General features: G+C 44.0%; 9 protein-coding genes. 4 read left to right on the top strand and 5 right to left on the bottom strand.

Going from position 1 to position 19,671, the window contains the following annotated elements; genetic code table 11:
- Positions 1-5: 5 nt before the first annotated feature.
- The 3 genes from NSB03_RS00390 to lacZ all read right to left on the bottom strand — a co-directional run bounded on the left by NSB03_RS00390 (position 6) and on the right by lacZ (position 7,932).
- Positions 6-3,440, bottom strand: a complete 3,435-nt coding sequence (locus NSB03_RS00390) for an efflux RND transporter permease subunit (protein WP_024986064.1) — start codon at positions 3,438-3,440, stop codon at positions 6-8.
- A 16-nt stretch (positions 3,441-3,456) separates the two neighbouring features.
- On the bottom strand, positions 3,457-4,632 hold the full coding sequence (locus NSB03_RS00385; protein WP_024986063.1) for an efflux RND transporter periplasmic adaptor subunit: 1,176 nt from the start codon (positions 4,630-4,632) through the stop codon (positions 3,457-3,459).
- Positions 4,633-4,824: 192 nt separating this feature from the next.
- Positions 4,825-7,932, bottom strand: coding sequence for a beta-galactosidase, LacZ type (lacZ, locus tag NSB03_RS00380; protein ID WP_135036291.1), 3,108 nt, complete (start codon positions 7,930-7,932; stop codon positions 4,825-4,827).
- A gap of 490 nt (positions 7,933-8,422) precedes the next feature.
- On the opposite strand from lacZ, the gene NSB03_RS00375 reads away from it, so the two are divergent.
- Genes NSB03_RS00375 through NSB03_RS00360 form a run of 4 tightly spaced genes read left to right on the top strand, consistent with a single transcriptional unit; the run spans position 8,423 to position 17,819 of the window.
- Positions 8,423-11,548, top strand: coding sequence for a SusC/RagA family TonB-linked outer membrane protein (locus tag NSB03_RS00375; RefSeq protein WP_024986061.1), 3,126 nt, complete (start codon positions 8,423-8,425; stop codon positions 11,546-11,548).
- A gap of 11 nt (positions 11,549-11,559) precedes the next feature.
- Positions 11,560-13,356 carry a RagB/SusD family nutrient uptake outer membrane protein gene (locus NSB03_RS00370; protein WP_024986060.1) on the top strand — a complete coding sequence of 599 codons (1,797 nt, stop codon included), beginning with the start codon at positions 11,560-11,562 and terminating at the stop codon, positions 13,354-13,356.
- Between the two features lie 27 nt (positions 13,357-13,383).
- Positions 13,384-16,155 carry a SusC/RagA family TonB-linked outer membrane protein gene (locus NSB03_RS00365; protein WP_135036294.1) on the top strand — a complete coding sequence of 924 codons (2,772 nt, stop codon included), beginning with the start codon at positions 13,384-13,386 and terminating at the stop codon, positions 16,153-16,155.
- Positions 16,156-16,169: 14 nt separating this feature from the next.
- Positions 16,170-17,819 (top strand): RagB/SusD family nutrient uptake outer membrane protein, encoded by a 1,650-nt coding sequence (locus tag NSB03_RS00360; protein ID WP_167830036.1) that lies wholly within the window; start codon positions 16,170-16,172, stop codon positions 17,817-17,819.
- Between the two features lie 91 nt (positions 17,820-17,910).
- Here the strand turns inward: NSB03_RS00360 and NSB03_RS00355 are convergent, their stop codons facing one another.
- Both NSB03_RS00355 and NSB03_RS00350 read right to left on the bottom strand, forming a co-directional pair.
- Positions 17,911-18,396, bottom strand: coding sequence for an HU family DNA-binding protein (locus tag NSB03_RS00355; RefSeq protein WP_024986058.1), 486 nt, complete (start codon positions 18,394-18,396; stop codon positions 17,911-17,913).
- A gap of 176 nt (positions 18,397-18,572) precedes the next feature.
- Entirely contained in the window at positions 18,573-19,181 is a 609-nt protein-coding gene (locus tag NSB03_RS00350) for an HU family DNA-binding protein (RefSeq protein WP_024986057.1), read from the bottom strand.
- Positions 19,182-19,671 lie beyond the last annotated feature (490 nt).

Here is a 19,671-nt window from a genome sequence, read left to right as displayed (position 1 = left end):
TTTCATTATTTAGCGTATTGTTCAATCTCAGTTACGGCGTCCGTATTGTCAATATCCTCCCATTCCATCGGTTTCACCTTCTCTTGCAGGTACTGGAAGATTACGAACAGGACAGGAACGATGAAAATCTGACAAATCATGCCGACTAACATACCACCGATAGAAGCCGTACCCAGTGTGCGGTTACCATGAGCACCTACGCCGAAGGCAAACATCAACGGAAGCAGTCCGACTACCATCGCCAATGATGTCATCAAGATAGGACGGAGACGGGCACCGGCACCCAATACAGCTGCCCATGTGATGCTCATGCCCATCTTACGACGGTCGAGGGCGAACTCTACAATCAGGATGGCATTCTTCGCCAGCAGACCCATCAACATGATTAACGCAATCTGCATATAGATATTGTTGGACATCGTGCCGAGAATCATTTTCAACATCGAGATATTGCCGATGGCACTCACTCCGTTCACAAACAGAAAGCTGCCTAACAGACCGAACGGAACGGATAGCAACACGGCCAACGGAAGTATGTAACTTTCGTACTGTGCGCTCAGCAGCAGGTAAACGAATACGAAGCAGAGGATGAAAATCAATCCAGTGGCGCTTCCACTGCTCTGTGCCTCTTCACGTGCCATACCACCCAGTTCATAGGTATAACCGGCAGGAAGGTTCTGATTGGCTACTTCCGCCAATGCTGTCAATGCCTGGCCTGATGTATAACCGCTGGCAGGAGCCACCATCACTTTCATGGAAGTGTAAAGGTTGAAACGGCTGATGATATCCGGTCCGTATACTTTGTCGATAGAAATGAACTGTGAGATAGGAGCCATTTCGCCCGAACGGTTACGAACCTTGATATTCTTCAATGATTCCAGGTTCTTGCGTGACAGCGGGTCTGACTGAATCATTACACGATACATCTTACCGAAACGGTTGAAATTGGATGCATACAGACCACCGTAATATCCCTGCATGGTAGTGAGGATATCACTCGGGCTGATACCTGCTTTCTTACAGGCTGCCGCGTCAATATCAATCATATATTGCGGGAAGTTCGGGTTGAACGTCGTTTTTGCCGAATTAATTTCGGGGCGGGCTTCTAGCGCAGCGGTATAGTCGTTGACTACATCGAAGAACTTGTTCAGGTCGCCACCCGTCTTATCCTGCATGTTCACCTCAATATCCGTGGATGCCGAGTAACCCGGAATCATCGGCGGAGCAAAGAACAATACCTGTGCTTCCTTGATGATTTTCTGTGCACGCATATATAAGGAACCTACAATAACGTCGGAGTTCTGTATCATTGAACGTTCATCCCAGTCTTTCAGCTTGATGATGAAAGAACCGTAGGATGGTCCTTGTCCACCGATAAAGCTGAAACCGGAAATCAATGTGCGTGAAGCTACGGCAGGGTCAGCAGCAATCAGGCTGTCTACACGTGCCAGAATCTCTTCCGAGTGGTCTTGTGATGTGCCCGGCGGCAGGGTCACGGCTCCCATCAGCGTACCGGTATCTTCGTTGGGCACCATACCTGTCGGGGTGGTGTTCATGAAGAACATAAGCAATGCGATAGAAGCAACGACCAGTCCCATAGACAACCACTTCTTCTGTATGAAGAACAATACGCGTTTCTTATAGCGTTTCAGGATCGATTCGTATGTGTCGTTGAATCTGTTTTTGAATTTATCCGTACTCATTCCGATGAGCGCCAGAATACTGAGAAGTATGAAGATGGCGGTAATGACCGGATTGATATGGAAAAGACCGAAAATCATGCCGAGAATGGCAACAAGTGTGAATGTAAGTGTGATTCCCGGATGTAGCATCTTTCCGATAGCTTCGGTATATCTTTTTATCATTGTTGTATGAGCTGCCTTATAGGCTGTTTTCATACGTTCTTTCAATGGAGGAACCTCTTCGGAACCTTCGCCTTCCTGTTTGTGCGGTTTCAGAAGAACGGCACACAAGGCGGGGCTTAATGTCAAGGCGTTCAAGGCGGACAGACCGATAGCGATGGCCATTGTCATACCGAACTGGCGGTAGAATGTTCCTGCCGTTCCACCCATGAAACTTACCGGAACGAACACGGCCATCATGACCAGCGTAATGGATACGATAGCACCACCCAGCTCATTCATCGCGTCAATGGAAGCCAGACGTGCCGAAGTGTAGCCTTGGTCGAGCTTGGCGTGTACACCCTCAACGACCACGATGGCGTCATCGACCACAATCGCAATGGCAAGCACGAGAGCACATAGCGTCAGCAAGTTCAGACTGAACCCTACCAGAGACAAGATGAAGAATGTACCGATAAGGGCTACCGGGATGGCAATGGTCGGAATCAATGTAGAACGCAAGTCCTGCAAGAAAATATATACCACGATGAACACCAGGATAAAGGCTTCAATCAAAGTCTTCAAAACCTCATGGATAGAGGCGAACAGGAAGTCGTTGGCATTCATCGAAACGTTTATCTTCAAGCCCGACGGCAAAGTTTTCGATGCTTCGTCCAATAGTGCCTGAATGTCGCTGATGGTTTGTGTGGCGTTGGTTCCTGCCATCTGATAAACGATACAGGTTACGGCCTTATGTCCATTTACGCGGTTGGTAAAGTTGTATCCCAAGCGGTCTAACTGCACTTCGGCGATGTCGTTCAGACGAAGCACTTCGCCGTTGGGCAGAGACTTGATGACGATGTTCTCAAACTCCTCCGGCTGTTGCAGACGGCCTTTGTAGCGGATGGTGTATTGGAAGGTCTGGTTACTGCGTTCGCCGAACTGTCCCGGAGCAGCTTCCACGTTCTGTTCTGCCAAAGCGGCGGATACGTCGCTCGGAATCAGCTTATATTGCGCCATTACGTCCGGACGCAGCCAGATGCGCATGGAGTAATCCTGTCCCATCACGGAGGCGTCACCCACACCCGGCACACGCTGAACTTGCGGAATCAGGTTGATTTTCGCATAGTTCTCGATGAACGATTCCGCATACGTGTCGGTTTCGTCATAGAGGGAGAATACCACCAGCATGGAGGTTTGGCGTTTCTGTGTTGTCACACCGACTTTGGTCACTTCGGCGGGGAGCAATCCCTGCGCCATCGAAACACGGTTTTGCACATTGACGGCAGCCATGTCCGGGTCTGTCCCTTGTTTGAAGTAGATGGAGATTTCGCCGGAACCTGTGTTGGAGGCGGTAGAGGTCATGTACATCATGTTTTCCACACCGTTGATTTGTTCCTCGAGCGGGGCAATCACGGAGTTCAATACGGTCGACGCGCTGGCTCCCGTATAAGTAGCCCTTACAGACACAGTAGGGGGCGCGATGTCCGGATACTGGGTGATAGGCAGCGTAGCCAATCCGATGGCCCCCAGGATTACTATCAAGATAGAAATAACGGTTGATAGTACCGGACGGTTAATAAAATTATCTAATTTCATACGGTTATCTAAATTATTAATTGAAAGCGGTAGCTAAATTTCCTTCGCGTTGGTCTTTCAAGTGCTGTTGATAGTTCGCTTCTTTCTGAGCCGGTGTGATAGGCTGAACCTTCTGACCATCTTTCAGGTTTTGTACTCCTTCGATTATGATTTTGTCTCCTGCGTTCAAGCCGGAAGTAACGAGATATTCTTTTCCGTTATCCAGGTTGAAAATATTGATTTCCGTATATTTCACAGTGTTGTCCGGTTGGAGGACATAAACGAACTTCTTATCTTGGATTTCTACTGTTGCAGACTGCGGTATGCTGATAACGTTGTCCATAGTATAAGGAATCAGTACGTTTGCCGTACCGCCGCTACGCAAGATGTGCTCCTTGTTCGGGAAGATGGCGCGCATGCTTACGGAACCGGTGGTTTGGTCGATAACTCCCGTGATGGCGTCCACTTTACCTTCAATGCTGTATTCGGTACCGTCAATCAACTGTAATTTAATAGCCGGTATTTTGCTGATTTCTTCTTTGATAGTGCTTCCTGACTTGGTCATAGCCAACAGTTCTTTTTCTGTCATTGAGAAATATACATATACTTCATCAATTTCGGAAACGGTAGTCATCGGAGTGGCGATAGAAGGGCTTACCAATGCTCCCAAACGATAAGGGATATTATTGATGACACCGTCGGAAGGACTCTTCACCTGTGTGAATGAGAGGTTTTGCCGGGCAGTAGTCAATTGTGCCTTTGCCTGCGCCAACTGTGCTTGAGACTGTGCCAATGTGTTTTCAGCCATCGACAGGTCATAATCACTGATGATGTTCTTCTTGTTCAGTTCACGCTTATTGTCCACCGTTATCTGTTGGGTGCGTACTGCCGCTTCTGCCGTTGCAACGGCTGCTTGGGCTGTGCGTACTGCCGCTTCGTACTGTGTAGGGTCAATGATGAACAGGACTTGTCCCTTACGGACACTTGCTCCTTCGTCTACACACAGTTTGGTGATGAAGCCCGATACTTGCGGACGGATTTCTACGTCTTGTTTGCCTTTAATAGTAGCCGGATAAGCTGTCGTTAGATTTGCAGTTGACTTTTGTAACTCCTGTACTGCATACTCGGGGACTTTTCCCGTGTCATTTCCCTTATTGCCGCAACTGGACAGAAGGGCTAAGCAAAATGCAAATAAAACAATTCTACTTTTCATACTTCTCATTTATCTGTTTTTTTTAATTATGCGTTTTGTTGAACGTGTGTCATTCTCTTGTATAAAAGGGGGGATTTAAGGAATAAAAGCCGGAAACTAATTCAGATAAATCAGTTTCCGGCTGCAAAAGTACAGTAATTTCGCTATTCTTGTACTCTGATACCGTGTTTTTTAACGATGTTTTTTACTTCATTACTTCAGTTTATGCGATACGGGTGACATGATGAAACTGAATTCATAATCCTGGTAAGGAAGACGATACTTTTCTAATGGTATAGCTCCCCAACTGTTGACGCATGCCAAACCTGTCTGTACCTTGTCAATGCAGAAGTTTGTAAAGTTTGCTTTTTCAACTTCCGGTGAGTGGCGTTGGTCTTTTGCATCGCCGTCGTCCAATGATTCGATGGTGTAGTTCAGTGCAGAAGCGGAGAACGGAGCTTCAGAAACGAACTCTAAGCCGTTGCCACCGATATTCAGCAGTCTCCACCAGCGGATGTCGGTCTTCGTTCCGGTTTCCTGCGGACGGATATACGGATAGAATTGTTCTTCTACCGTCTGGCGGTATTTGCCTATCATGGCACCGTGGTTACGGTCGGAATAGTTTTCTACCGGACCGCGCCCGTAATATTCTACCTCGTTGAAAGCAAGAGGCATACGAAGCTGCATACCGAAGCGGAACATTTCAGAAACCTTTTTGCTCTTGTCGGCTACCATTTTCTGAGTAACTTTTACCGCTCCCTTATTATTGATAGTATAAGTGAGGAATAACTTGCCGCCCACCGATTTCATGTCGTATTCTGCACGAACCACAGCCTGGTCATTTTCGATGCCGTGTTTCAGAGACGTAAGTTTTAGTTCCGGGTTCTTCCAAACCGCATATTTGCGTTGCAATCCTGCTCCGAAATCGTTATCGGTCGGTGCACGCCAGAAGTTGGGAGTCAGTTCGCTGCCGTCTTCCATCATCTGCATGCCGTTCACGTCGTAGCGGCAGAGATAGCCGTTTTGCCTGTTGAAATCCATAGAGAAGTTTTCGCCTTTGACAATCAGGTAGTAATGGTCGTTATCCAGGATGCTGGGCACATTGACTGCTAGGTTGGAAGCCTGTACATTTTCCAGTTTGAGTTCCGGTGCTTTGTAATCACGGATGCTTAACTGGTCGTAAGCGACGGTAGTTCCTGCGGGCAATAATGTCTCTGCGGCTTTCAGTTTATAGTTGACGTTGAGCAGCAGTTCCTTGCAGGGGCAGATGTTCTTCGTGTCAATCGGAAGCTGCACTTTCACAGTTTGCTGAGGCGCTGCTTTCAGGTCGGATACAATGCCGGTCTGTACCACTTCCCCGTTTGCCAGTAATTGCCATTCCATATAATATGAAGACAGGTCGCGGAAGAAGTTTTCGTTGAAGATGTTGATTTCACCTTTGGCAAGGTCGGCGGGAGTAGTCCAGATATCCTGATAGAAATAAGCTACTTCGTAAGCATGCGGATTAGGTACGCGGTCCGGGCTGATTAAACCGTTGTCGTTGAAGTTATTGTCCGAACCGTCATATTTGTTGAAGTCGCCACCGTAGCCGTAAATATCTACTCCATCTTTGTTTTTCCAGTGGCAGGACTGGTCTACAAAGTCCCAGATAAATCCGCCTTGGTATTTCGGATATTTGCGGATGATGTCCCAGTATTCTTTGAATCCGCCTTGTGAGTTACCCATAGCGTGTGCGTATTCACATTGAATCAACGGTTTTTGAATATCACCTTCGCAGTATTTGATACAGCCTTCGTAACCTAGGTACATCGGGCAATAGATGTCTGTAAATTCGCTGGTACGTGCTTGCTCGTACTGTACGGCACGTGTTTTGTCTTCGTTCTTAATCCAGGTGTAGCATTTCTCAAAGTTCGGTCCCATGCCGGCTTCATTGCCCAGTGACCAGAAGATGATGGACGGGTGATTGTAGCTGCGTTGTACGTTGCGTTGGTTGCGCTCCATATGGGCTTTGGCGTAACTGGGGTTCTTTGCCAGTGTCTGGTCACCATATCCCATACCGTGGGATTCCACATTGGCTTCGGCTACTACATAGAGCCCGTATTGGTCGCAAAGGTCATACCAGCGGTTGTCGTCCGGATAGTGGCAGGTACGTACGGCGTTGATATTAAGCTCTTTCATTACTTTGATGTCTTGCAACATACGTTCCAGGGAAACTACATAACCGCCGTCCGGATCCATTTCGTGGCGGTCGGCTCCCTTGAAGAGTACAGGCTGGCCGTTAACGAGTATCTGTCCGCCTTTCAGTTCAATCTTGCGGAAACCAACCTTCACGGGAATTACCTCTACTGTGCTGTTGCCGTTTTTCAGGGTAGCGGTCAGTGTATAAAGATTGGGCGTTTCGGCTGTCCATTTGGCAGGGTTGGAGATATTCAGTGTAGTGTTCAGCTTGCCGGAACCTTTCAGATCGGCAGTAGCTACACTGTTCCCTTGTGCATCTGTCAGGTTTAAGGCCACTGTGCCGCTACCTTTCAAGTCTACAGAGATATTCAATGTCCCGTCCTTATATTGGCTGTCGAGGTCGGGAGTTACACGAATATCCTGGATATATTTCTTATCGCGGGCATAAAGATAACAGTCGCGTCCCACACCGGAGTAGCGAAAGAAATCCTGATCTTCCAGATAAGTGCCGTCGCACCAACGGAATACTTGGAAAGCGATGATGTTTTTTCCTGGTTTCAGATAGTTTGTCAGGTTGAATTCAGCTTCCAATTTGCTGTCTTCGCTGTATCCCACATAGCGTCCGTTTACCCAAAGGTACATATTAGAAGTTACTGAACCGAAATGGGCAAAAATCTCTTTCCCTTTCCAGTCGGCGGGCAGAATGATTTCTTTCCGGTAAGAACCTACATGATTGTTTTCAACGGGAACAAAGGGGGGATTGTTCTTGAACTGGCTTCTCCATGCATATCCTACGTTTACATAGATCGGGTCTCCGTATCCGTTTAACTCCCATACTCCGGGCACCTTAATATTGTCCCAGCCCTTGTCATTGAAATTAGTCTGGAAGAAATCGGTCGGACGTGCATCCGCGTTTCTCACCCAGTTGAATTTCCAAAGCCCATTCAGGGTCATAAAATTCTTTGAGTTTTCTTTGATTCCGGCTTTGGCTTCATCAGCCGATGCATAGGCGAAATAATTAGTGTGCATTGTCGAGCGGTTTACGGAATTCACTTCCGGATCTTTCCACTCATTGAAGTTTTGTGCTTGCATGGCGTTTAGTCCTAACGTGGCCAAGCAGCAAAATAGCAGTTGTTTCTTCATGGGTTTTTGTATTAGGTTTGAATTTCGGGAGTCAAAGATAGGGAATAATTTGATTAGTAAAGGAGAATAATGAGTCTAATAAGTATATCTATGGTTCAATTTTAATTTATTTATGAACTATAAAATGAAGTATAATAAAGATGTATTGTTTATGCATAGATTTGCGATGAAGGAAGAACTTGGTGAGTTGATCTTTGAAGTTTTATTTTTCGTGTATGTAAAGTCAATAAGAAACGATGAATTGGATGTTTTTTGTTGTTGGGATAGCTTGATACTATGGATAATACAATTAATTTTAATACTTATTATTTCTTGTTATGTACTATTTTGTACCTTTTTAGTATGATATCAGTATCTTAAAAACTGTATCATTTACTTAATTTGCAGCGAGTGTTTTTTAATAAACCTATTTCTATTTCTAATTTTTAAATTTATTATTATGAATAAACTGACGAGGCTGAAAAGATGCAAAAGGTGCATCAGTACGTTAATGCTTATGTGTTGTTCGCTCTTAGTATGGGCGCAGAATACAGTAACGGGAACTGTATTGGATGAATCTAATTTGGAAGTAATTGGTGCGAATGTGAAAGAAAAAGGCACTGCTAACGGTGTCATCACCGACATGAATGGTGTTTTTCATTTAAAAGTGAGCAATCTTCAAAAAGCTGTTCTGCAAATCTCGTTCATGGGATATGAACCTCAAGAGGTCCCGTTGAACGGGCGTAAACAACTAAAAATTATTCTAAAAGAAACAGCAAATGAACTTCAGGAAGTTACGGTTGTGGCCTATGGTACACAGAAGAAAGAGACTTTGACAGGGGCTATCTCTGCCGTAAGTAATGATGCGTTGGTGCGTTCGCCTAATGCTAGTGTAGCTAACACGTTGGCAGGCCAGATCACGGGACTCTCATCTGTACAAACCAGCGGCCAACCGGGGCAGGAAGATCCCAAAGTGTTTATTCGCGGTGTAGGGTCTTTGACAGAAAGTGCTTCTTCTCCTCTGATCCTGGTGGACGGTGTGGAACGTTCGTTTTATCAAATGGATCCGAATGAAATAGAAAGTGTGACAGTACTGAAAGACGCTTCTGCCACTGCTGTATTCGGTGTTCGAGGTGCAAATGGCGTAATTTTGGTAACTACACGCCGTGGTAAAGAGGGCAAAGCGAAAATCTCGGTGAATTCTTCGGTTGGTATTCAGATGCCTACTCGTATGCTCGAAATGGCAGACAGTTATACGTATGCAACTTTGAGAAATGAGATTATAACAAATGACAAGCCAAATGCTACCGAGAATGATTTGGTATTTGATAATTATGCAGTTGAACGATTCAGACTGAATGATGATCCCATCATGTATCCCAGTATCGACTGGAGAAGATATCTGCTGAATAAGACATCTGTGCAGACACAACACAACCTGAATATTTCCGGAGGAACAAAGGATATACGTTACTTCATATCTTTAGGTTTCTTATATCAGAATGGCCTGTTGAAACAGTTCAAAGGAGTGGGATATGATAATAATTATAAATACAAAAGGTATAATTATCGGGCCAATCTGGATTTTGATGCTACTAAGACTACCACGTTAAAGATTGGTATCGGTGGTATTGTAGGTAACCGGAATGAACCGATGATTAATGATGCGACTAATTCAATCTGGACATTGATTAATCAGACGACTCCGTTCAGCAGCCCGGGAGTAATTGACGGGAAGCTGATAGTTACCCCCGAAGAACGTTTTGATAATAAAATTAATTTGGGTAACAGTGCTTTGCCTAAATGTTACGGGACAGGTTATTCAACAGCTATTAATAATACAATGAATTTGGATCTTCTGTTGAACCAGAAATTGGACTTTATTACTAAAGGACTGTCAGCAGAGATAAAAGGTGCCTATAATACGAGTTATGGCTTTACTAAGAAACGTAAAGGACAGGTGGAGCAATTTATGCCTTTCTACCAGTCTTCTTTGGAGGATCCGTCGCTTGGTTATGACTCGCCGGATTTCAACAAGAATATTGTTTATAAGATCAAAGGAGAAAATAAGAGCTTGCAATATGACGAAACTTCCTCGAGGGCAAGAAACTGGTATCTGGAGGCAAGTCTGAGATATAACCGTAAGTTTGGTTCTCATAATGTCGGAGGATTGTTCTTATATAATCAGAGTAAAAAATACTATCCTGCTCAATGGGTGGGAGTACCGTCCGCTTACATCGGTTTTGTAGGGCGTCTGACGTATGATTATAAATCCCGTTATATGGCAGAAGTCAACTTCGGTTATAATGGCTCCGAGAATTTTGCTCCGGGTAAGAGATTCGGTGCATTCCCTGCCGGTTCTATCGGTTACATCCTGTCGGAGGAAGCATTTATGAAACAACAGAAGGTTGTTGATTATCTGAAATTCCGTGCTTCAGTCGGTCTGGTCGGAAATGATAACCTTGGAAATAATCGTTTCTTGTTCCTGCCGGATTCTTATGATGTGAACCTGAGCGGAGTAGACGCGTGGAATAACAATAAATACGGCTTCAACTTTGGTTATAACAGCAAAGCGCTGGTCCTGGGTGCGCTGGAGAAACGTCTGGGTAATCCGAACGTGACTTGGGAAACGGCGCTGAAACAGAATTATGGACTGGACGTTCATTTCTTGAAGAGCCGTCTGAAGATCTCTTTGGATTATTTCCTCGAAGAACGTAAGGACATTCTTATCAGTCGTAAGACAATACCTTTATTAACGGGACTGACTTCCTCGATTCTCCCTGCCGTAAATATGGGTAAAGTGAAAAATCACGGCTATGAAGTAGAAGTGAAGTGGAATGACAGGATCGGTCAGGTTCAGTATAATGTTCAGGCAAACGTTTCCTACTCAAAGAATAAGATTATTTTCCAGGACGAGGTAGAACCTAATGAACCTTATATGTGGAGGACGGGAAATCCGGTAGGAACACTTTTCGGATATGTGGCGGACGGCTTTTATACGGAGGCGGATTTCGGAGAGAACGGCAAACTCGTGGCTGGCTTGCCCGACCCCGGGGTATCCGTGAAGCCGGGTGATGTGAAATACCGGGATTTGAACGGTGACGAAGAAATTACTTCGGACGACCAGACTATTATTGGAAACCCGACTCGTCCGGCCTATACATTCGGATTGAATTATGGCATTAATTATAAGGGCTTTTTCCTGACAATGAACTGGACTGGTGCCGCACAGCGTTCCTTGTTGTTGGATGGAGCTTTTAGAGAACCTTTTGGAAATGGTAAAATTCGTGGCTTGATGCAGTTCCACGCAGATACACGTTGGACACCGGAAACAGCCGGTACGGCTACCACACCGCGGTTTACCGAGACAAACGCAGTTTACAATATGCGTTCTTCTTCTCTTTGGGTACGAGACGGTTCCTATTTGAAACTGAAGAATGTGACAATAGGATATAACTTTACAGATAAGAAGATGTTGAAAAAACTGGGTATCCAGCAGTTAGGTATAAAACTGACAGGCTATAATCTGCTGACCTTTGATAAGTTTGACATCATGGACCCTGAATGTAATCCGAATAATGCGGATTCTTACCCTATCATTAAGATATATAATTTAGGTATTAATCTAACCTTCTAATAGTGCTGACAATGAAAAACTATAAAAAGTATATGGGCTGTCTTTCTCTCTTTGCATTGACATTGATAGGGTGCGAAGACCTTAAGTTCGGAGAGAAGTTTTTGGATAAGCCGATAAGTAATGAGCAGAATATAGATTCTGTCTTTAACAAGAAAGTATATGCTGAGCAGGCATTGGCGGAGACTTACCATTCACTGCCGGATTATCTGCCTATGCAAGGACGTCTGGGATATGGAGTGCTGGAAATGCTTACCGATTTGGGTGACTGGACAAAAAAAGGAGCACCTAAGTTCTATACAGGAACGGTAGACGGAACAAATGCCTATCTGGAACATCTTCCATATCGGTTGGATGTTGATAATAGAACCATTGGTGTCGGTCCGATTTATGGTATCCGGAGAGCTTATATCTATATTGAAAATGTGGATAGAGTGACAGATATGACTGCGGATGAAAAGGCGATAGGAAAAGCGGAAGCACAAGTAATTATTGCCTATCATTATTCTCAAATGCTCCGTTATTATGGGGGTATGCCGTGGATAGACCATGCTTATACGGCAGAAGATGCGATGAAATTTCCTCGCATGACGGTAGAAGAAACCGTACAGAAAATCATTGGGTTGCTGGATGCCGCCGCCTCTGTATTACCTTGGCAGGTAGATGCGGATAATGACGGACGAATGACGGCGGCCTCTGCTTTAGCATTAAAGTCCAGAGTGCTTCAGTTTGTGGCGAGTCCTTTGTTTAATGCTGACAAACCCTATTTGGAAGGTGATGCTTCCTCTCAATTCCTTACCTGGTATGGTAATTATTCATCAGACAGGTGGCAGAAAGCACTGGATGCAGGGTTGGAATTTATGCGGGCTAATAAAAAGAATTCGAATGTTTATCAACTGGTGAATACAGGTAACCCTCGCGATGATTTTGCGGCAGGATATTTCAATCGTCATAATGGAGAGGTTCTGATTTCTTCCAGAAGATTTACCACTTATGCTACGGGGAAACTTCCGTTTGCCCAAGTACGCTACGGAGTTGCTTCTCCTACATTGACCTATGTCGATATGTTTCAGATGAAGGACGGGACGGAATTCGACTGGAATAATCCCGATCATAATAAATTCCCCTTCTTTGATAAGGATGGAAATCCTAGAAGGGATATCCGCTTGTATGAAACGGTTGCTGTGAATGGAGATAAGTTTAAGGGTGCCCAAAAGGTGCAGATTTTTGAAGGAGCCACTCAGTCACCTTATAAAGATGGGCGAATGAGCTACAATGGTTTTGCGATGAGAAAATTCATACGAAACTTTAATGACGAAGTGAATGGTAAGTTCTATTCTTGTCCGTTAATTCGTCTTCCCGAAGTTTATTTGAATATGGCTGAAGCGATGAATGAGTTGAATAAGGCGGAAGTTCGTGACGAGTTTGGCAATACGGCCTATGATTATCTGAACAAAACCAGGGAACGTGCAGGTATGCCTGCGATTTCGGCGGCAGATGTTCCGGCCGGAAAACCGTTGCGCGAAGCGATATTACGTGAAAGAGCCATTGAATTCGGTTATGAAGAAGTACGTTATTTCGATTTGATACGTTGGAAACGCGCAGATATATTTACCGGACAACTATCACGTCTGATTATTAAAAAAGCGGCCGGTGAGCCGAGCGGCTTTTCTTATAAAGTATCTCATGCAATGGCGGAAACACGCCAGTATGCGAAACCTGAGAAGTGGAATGACAAATATTTCCTGTTACCTCTACCGGTAGACGAGATAAACAAGAAATATGGATTGATTCAGAATCCGGGTTGGTAATAATCAAATCGTTGAATAATAAGAAGAATGATTATGAATAAATCACTTTATATCGTAGCTTTCTCGTTGGCGTTTGCCACTACAGGGATAGCTCAAAATAATGAAGGACAAGATAAGACAGTCGATCTGGGAACTCAGACGACAACCGAGTTACGGAAGACACAGGCGGTATCTACCATTTATTCGGACGAATTGGATAAAAATGCAACTACGAGTCCTTACAATGCAATATATGGCCTGTTGCCGGGACTGACTGTGATGCAAAATACGAGTTGGGGAACCGACAAATCACGTTTAAATGTACGTGGTCGTGGCTCCTTGAATGGAGATACGCCATTATTTGTGGTAGACGGTTTTGCCCGCCCGATCGAATATATCAATCTTTCGGAAATTGAATCAATATCCGTATTGAAAGACGGTGCTGCTACTGCTCTTTGGGGAGGTAGAGGCGCCAACGGCGTGGTGCTGATAACTACCAAACGCGGTATGTACAGTAAAAAGGAGATTAAGGTAGACTATAAGTTTGGACTAGGTCTGCCCGTAAACCAGCCGGAATTTGCCGACGCTTATACGTATGCAAAAGCCCGGAATGAAGCATTGAGATATGATGGCCTGCAACCGGATATGGACGAAGCTTCTTTTCTGGCCGGAGGTAATAGCGATCTTTATCCGAATGTTGATTGGCAGAAGGAAGCGTTGCGTAATCATACGACCAGTCATCAACTGGATATTACTTTCCGCGGGGGAGGTAAGAGGCTGCGCTATTTCAGTGTCTTGAACTATAAGAATGATATGGGACTGTTGAATTCCAAGTATACAGACTACACTGACCGCTATAATTCCCAGATGAAAAAGTATTTTCTCAATCTTCGCATGAATCTGGATGTAGATATCACAGATGCAACGAAATTGAAACTGAATATGCTCGGTATGCTGCGTGAAACGAAACGCCCTACCACATCGGAGGCTGCTTTGTTCGAACAGATATTCAATACTCCATCTGCCGCATTCCCTGTGCAGACTCAGAATGGACTCTGGGGTAGTAATAATGTGCTGAAAACAAACCCGATAGCCAATCTGGCGGACGTAGGCTATTATAAACTGAATCAGCGAATGCTGCAAGCAGACCTGCGGTTGGTACAAGACCTGTCTGTATTGACTCGCGGACTGAGCGCTGAACTTGCTATTGCCTATGATAATAACGCGACTTATCGGGAAACAGCCAAGAAAAGCTTTATGTATCAGACCATTGAGAAAGGTACCGACGGAGAACCGGTTTATACGAATTACGGAAATCCTAACGATGAATTGGAAATCAGCAACAAAGGATTGGCTAATCAATATATACATGCAAACTTTGAAGCGAAAGTCAATTACCACCGGACATGGGACAAACATGATTTTACTGCCAGTGCCATGTTCCGTCAGGAATCAATGACCTTGACAGGGGCTAATAATAGCCGTTACCGCCAGTACATTATCGGAACCGTAGGTTATAATTTTGATAATCGTTACATGGTGGATGTTGTTGCCAACTGTTTCGGCAGTAGCGTATTGGGAAAGAACGATAAGTATCGTGCATATCCTGCCATATCCGCTGCCTGGATACTCTCGAACGAGAGTTTCATGAAAGGAATCTCCGCTTTTGATTATCTGAAACTTCGCGCTTCTTACGGGCGTTCCGGATATGATATCTATGATTATGACATGGATAAGCAATATTGGACAGGAAGCGGTTCCTACTATTTTCAGGCTGGAAATACCTCTGCCGGAAGCAGTCTGAAGGAGGGAGTGCTGGCTATGGAGCAACTCGACTTGGAAGTGGCAGATAAATATAATATCGGTTTGGATATGAGTTTGTTCAAAGGACTGACTTTTTCTATTGATGGTTTCTATGACAAACGCTCTAATATTTTAATTGACGGAAGCGGGTTGATATCTTCTGCAATCGGAGTTACCATTCCCCAGATGAATGCGGGAAAAGTGGAAACAAAAGGAACAGAACTCTCTGCTATGTGGAAAAAAGAGTATAAGAACTTCAGCTACTACATCGGTGCTAATTTCTCTTATGCTAAAAGTAAAGTCATAGAGAATGGTGAGGGGTATCAACCGTATGGCTATCTGTCTAAGAAAGGTTATCCTATCGGACAATGTTTCGGTTGGGAAGCGATCGGTTATTTTAGAGATGAGGAGGACATTAAGAACAGCCCTGTACAGAAATTCTCGGAAGTACGTCCGGGGGATGTCAAATATAGGGATTTAAATGGTGATAAAGTAATTGACAGTAATGATCAGAAAGCGATAGGATATTCTACTGCCATACCGGAGATTTACTATGGTATCAACCTAGGATTTGAGTATAAAGGTTTTGGGGTAGACGCTCTCTTCCAAGGGGTAGGGCATTATAGCGTGATGTTGAATACTGCAAGCGTGTACTGGCCGTTGAGAAACAACACAAATATCTCCAACTGGTATCTGAACGACAAAATCCGTTGGACGGAAGATACGAAAGATATTGCAAATGTTCCTCGTCTGACCACGCTGGATAATGCCAACAACTTCAGGAACAGTACACAATGGCTGGAGAACGGAAGTTACTTCAAACTTCGTAACCTGAATGTCTATTATAATCTTCCTTCTTCTTGGGCGAGGAAAGTGAAGATGGAGAAGATTCAGGTATATGCGAGAGCTAATAATCTTTTCTCGCTGGATCATGTGAAATATATGAACTGTGAGGATCTGAAAATCAATTATCCGGATATGACTTCCGTTTATTTCGGATTGAATATTAACTTCTAAAATGTGAGATAACCATGAGAAAATATATCATATTATATACAGGTTTGCTACTATCCGTTTCTGGGTGTAGCTTGCTCGAACTGGACGAATCGACTGGTTTGAACAGAGAAGAGGCTTATTCCTACTTTAGCAATGTCAAGGGCTTGGCTACTTATGTTTATAGCCAGTTGCCCGGAGATCTCGGAGTGCTCAATGGGGCTTTGAGAGAGTCTGCAACGGACAATTCAGTTTATATTTGGAGTGACAACAGTGTTCACGACTTTTATAATAATGCCTGGAGTCCCAATAATGCAGTCGACAATATGTGGTCGAAGTGTTATGGAGCTATCCGTTCCGTTAATTCATTTCTCGAAAACTATTCCCAAGAGAGGCTGGAGCGTTTCCGTTGGAATGATACGTATGAAGAAGATATTGCCAAAGCTACTATGTATCGTGAAGAATTGCGGGTGTTGCGGGCTTTCTACTTGTTCGAACTGGCCAAACGATACGGAGATATTCCATTATTGACACGTACGTATGCGTTGGATGAGATCAATAGCGTGGAAAAGAGTTCTTTCAGCGAAGTGATAAAATATATATGCGATGAATGTAGTGATGCAGCTAAAACACTTCCCGTCAGTCATCAGGATTTTTGGGCGGAGACGGGACGTGTGACTAAAGGTACTGCGTTGGCATTGAAATCTCGTGCCCTTCTTTATGCGGCGAGTATGTTACATAATCCCAGTCAGGATGCTGATAAGTGGAAAGCTGCTGCCGATGCGGCTTATGCTATCATAAAAGAGAACTGGTACAGTCTGCCGAAAACGAATGCCGATCCTCTGTATGATAAGAACGGTGGAAACGATGTTTTGAAATCTCCGCAATTAATCTTTGAGCGTAGAAATGGAGAAAGTTTTGACTTTGAAGCAAACAATCTGCCTATCAGTTATGAAAAGGGAGAAACCGGCAATGTACCTACCCAAAATCTGGTGGATGCTTTTCAGCTGACTAATGGAAAAGACTTTGACTGGGAACAGCTTGCGCCGGGGCAGAACCCGTATGAGGGCAGAGACCCACGGTTTTACAAAACAGTACTTTGCAACGGAGATACATGGATGAATTCAACTATTCAGTCTTATGAAGGCGGTAAAGATGGTGCTGGAACAGCCGGAGCGACTACCACCGGCTATTATTTGAAGAAGTATATGAACGAGACCGTTTCTCTTACTCCTTCTAACGAGAAAAAGAAACCTCATCATTTCATTATATTCCGTTATGCAGAGATTCTTCTGAACTATGCAGAAGCGATGGATGCCTGGAAGGGTGCCGATTATACGGATAATGATCATCCATTGTCTGCACGTGCAGCACTGAATCAAGTACGTAGTGCAGCTGATATGCCTGCTGTTACAACGGATGGCGATGCATTTACTGAAAGTATCCGTCGTGAAAGACGCGTGGAACTGGCGTTTGAAGACCATCGGTTCTGGGACATCCGTCGTTGGAAGATAGGTGATAAGACCAAAGCCATTTATTGCATCAAGATTACTCTGGAAAATGGTTCACCTGTTTATAAGAAAGAGTTGCTTGAAACACGTAACTGGGATGATAAGATGTATCTGTATCCTATACCACAGACAGAATATTATAAGAATCCTAATTTAGGCCAGAATACGGGCTGGTAAATAAAATACGTGAGATACTGTTCTGTCTAAAAGTAGAAACAGTATCTCACGTTCAATAAAGCGAATCGTTAGCTCTCAGGCATATCAGATTTTATGCTGCGGGATCGGGATCCGGTGTTTCTCCACTGTCACCGCCATCCGGCTTTTCCGGATTATTTCCGCCATTGTTTCCCGATGAAGCATTGCTGCCGTTTCCTTCCGTCTTTTTAATGCTGACTTTTTCCAACATTTCCTTAAACTTATATCCCGGAGTAAATACAATTTTTACCCGTTGGATGGTGTCGGCATCCACATCTTCTGCCGCATCCTGACTCTTGCAGTTCATTCCCGGGCGGAAACAACCGAAATCACCTAACTGCACCGACAATCCTTTGTTCAGGTTTGTATTCAGCGCATCAATCAGTGCGTCAATCACGTGCTTCACTGCACCCTCGGGAATCATACCGTACATGGATACTTCCTTGCATAAATCTCTGAAATCTACCGTATTGGTAATAACATTCTGTGCTACATACTTTTCAGTCTTTGTCTTGTCAAAGCCGAAAACTCTTTTCTTGACAACATACTTTAATGCCATAGTCTTTCTTTTTTTAATAGTTAGTTAATCTGTTATTTTTTTGTTTTGTGATCACGATGCAAAGATATGTGTTTGGAAATTCCTGACCAAGCCGAAATGAAGAAGTGCGTTAATAAATTCGTTAATATGAATTTGGGGTGAATGGGGCTATATTTACTGGCAGAATAGTTCTGACCTCAGACTATCTTTCGTGCATAAACCACCTGTTTGCCTGCCCCGTAACGAATTAGTATCCCCTGTTCGATAAAACGGTTCAATTCATTTACGGCACGTAGTTTATCGTGTCCTGTCAGCCGACAATAATCTGCACGGGTTATGCAAGGGTATTTATTAAGGTGTTCATTTATCATCGCTAGGCATTCTTCTTCGCTATGTCCTTTCCCGCGAGGACGAGTGATGGACTCTCCGCGTTCGGGTTTCATTTGCCAGCCCACTTCTTTTTTAAACTGTTTGCTCACCCTGAAATTGACATTTTTCAGTTTAATGGATTGCGCATGGACTTCTTTCTTGTTCATCACGGGAGGACCTTGCAGCGATACCGAAAAGAAACCGATGTCTCCCAGTTCAACAATCCATCCGTTTGCCAGTAAATCCCGCAGTTCGTTCTGGAAAGACTGCATGGCACCTGCCAGCATACTGCGGCTCATTCCTGTGAATTTGTGAACCCGGTCTAGAAATTCGTCTTGGTCAATGGTTCCCTTAGTAACCACACGGGGATGAAGAGGTTGCTCATCGCCAGATTGCTGAATGTCGGGCGTATCGTAGAGGTCGTAGTGTATGCTCATAATCGATTTTATTTTTTAGTTGTTTTCAATTGTCCGGTTGCCTGTCCGGATGTTTTTTTATTAGCAATTTCTTATTTCGTATGACTATAGTGTATCTTGCGTATGACTATAGTTATACGCAAAGATAACTATAGTCTCCCTTGCGTATAACTATAGTCATACGAAGTAAGATTAGGCGGCAAACTTACTAAAATATATTGAATTGTTATGTTAATGTAGTAAGGTTAAGAATTTCAATGCTTCATTTTTTGTCTTTGAATGTATGTTGAATAACATAAATAATGGATAAATGAATATTTTATCTGTGATATTAACAAATATTCAATGTGATGTTTCTAGAATGTCGTTTTTTATTTCTTTTTTTTGCAAAAAAATAATGCGTGACATTAATGCGATGAAATAACGGCAATCCCCATTTTATATGGATAAGCTATTTGTTCACCAAACAATACGAATATGAAAGCATTCACAGTGTTTATGCCAGTACACA

Source organism: Bacteroides acidifaciens (assembly GCF_024623065.1).
Taxonomy (GTDB): Bacteria; Bacteroidota; Bacteroidia; order Bacteroidales; family Bacteroidaceae; genus Bacteroides; species Bacteroides acidifaciens.
Note: the sequence above shows the minus strand (reverse complement) of the source record. Positions and strands in the feature narration are given on the sequence as shown.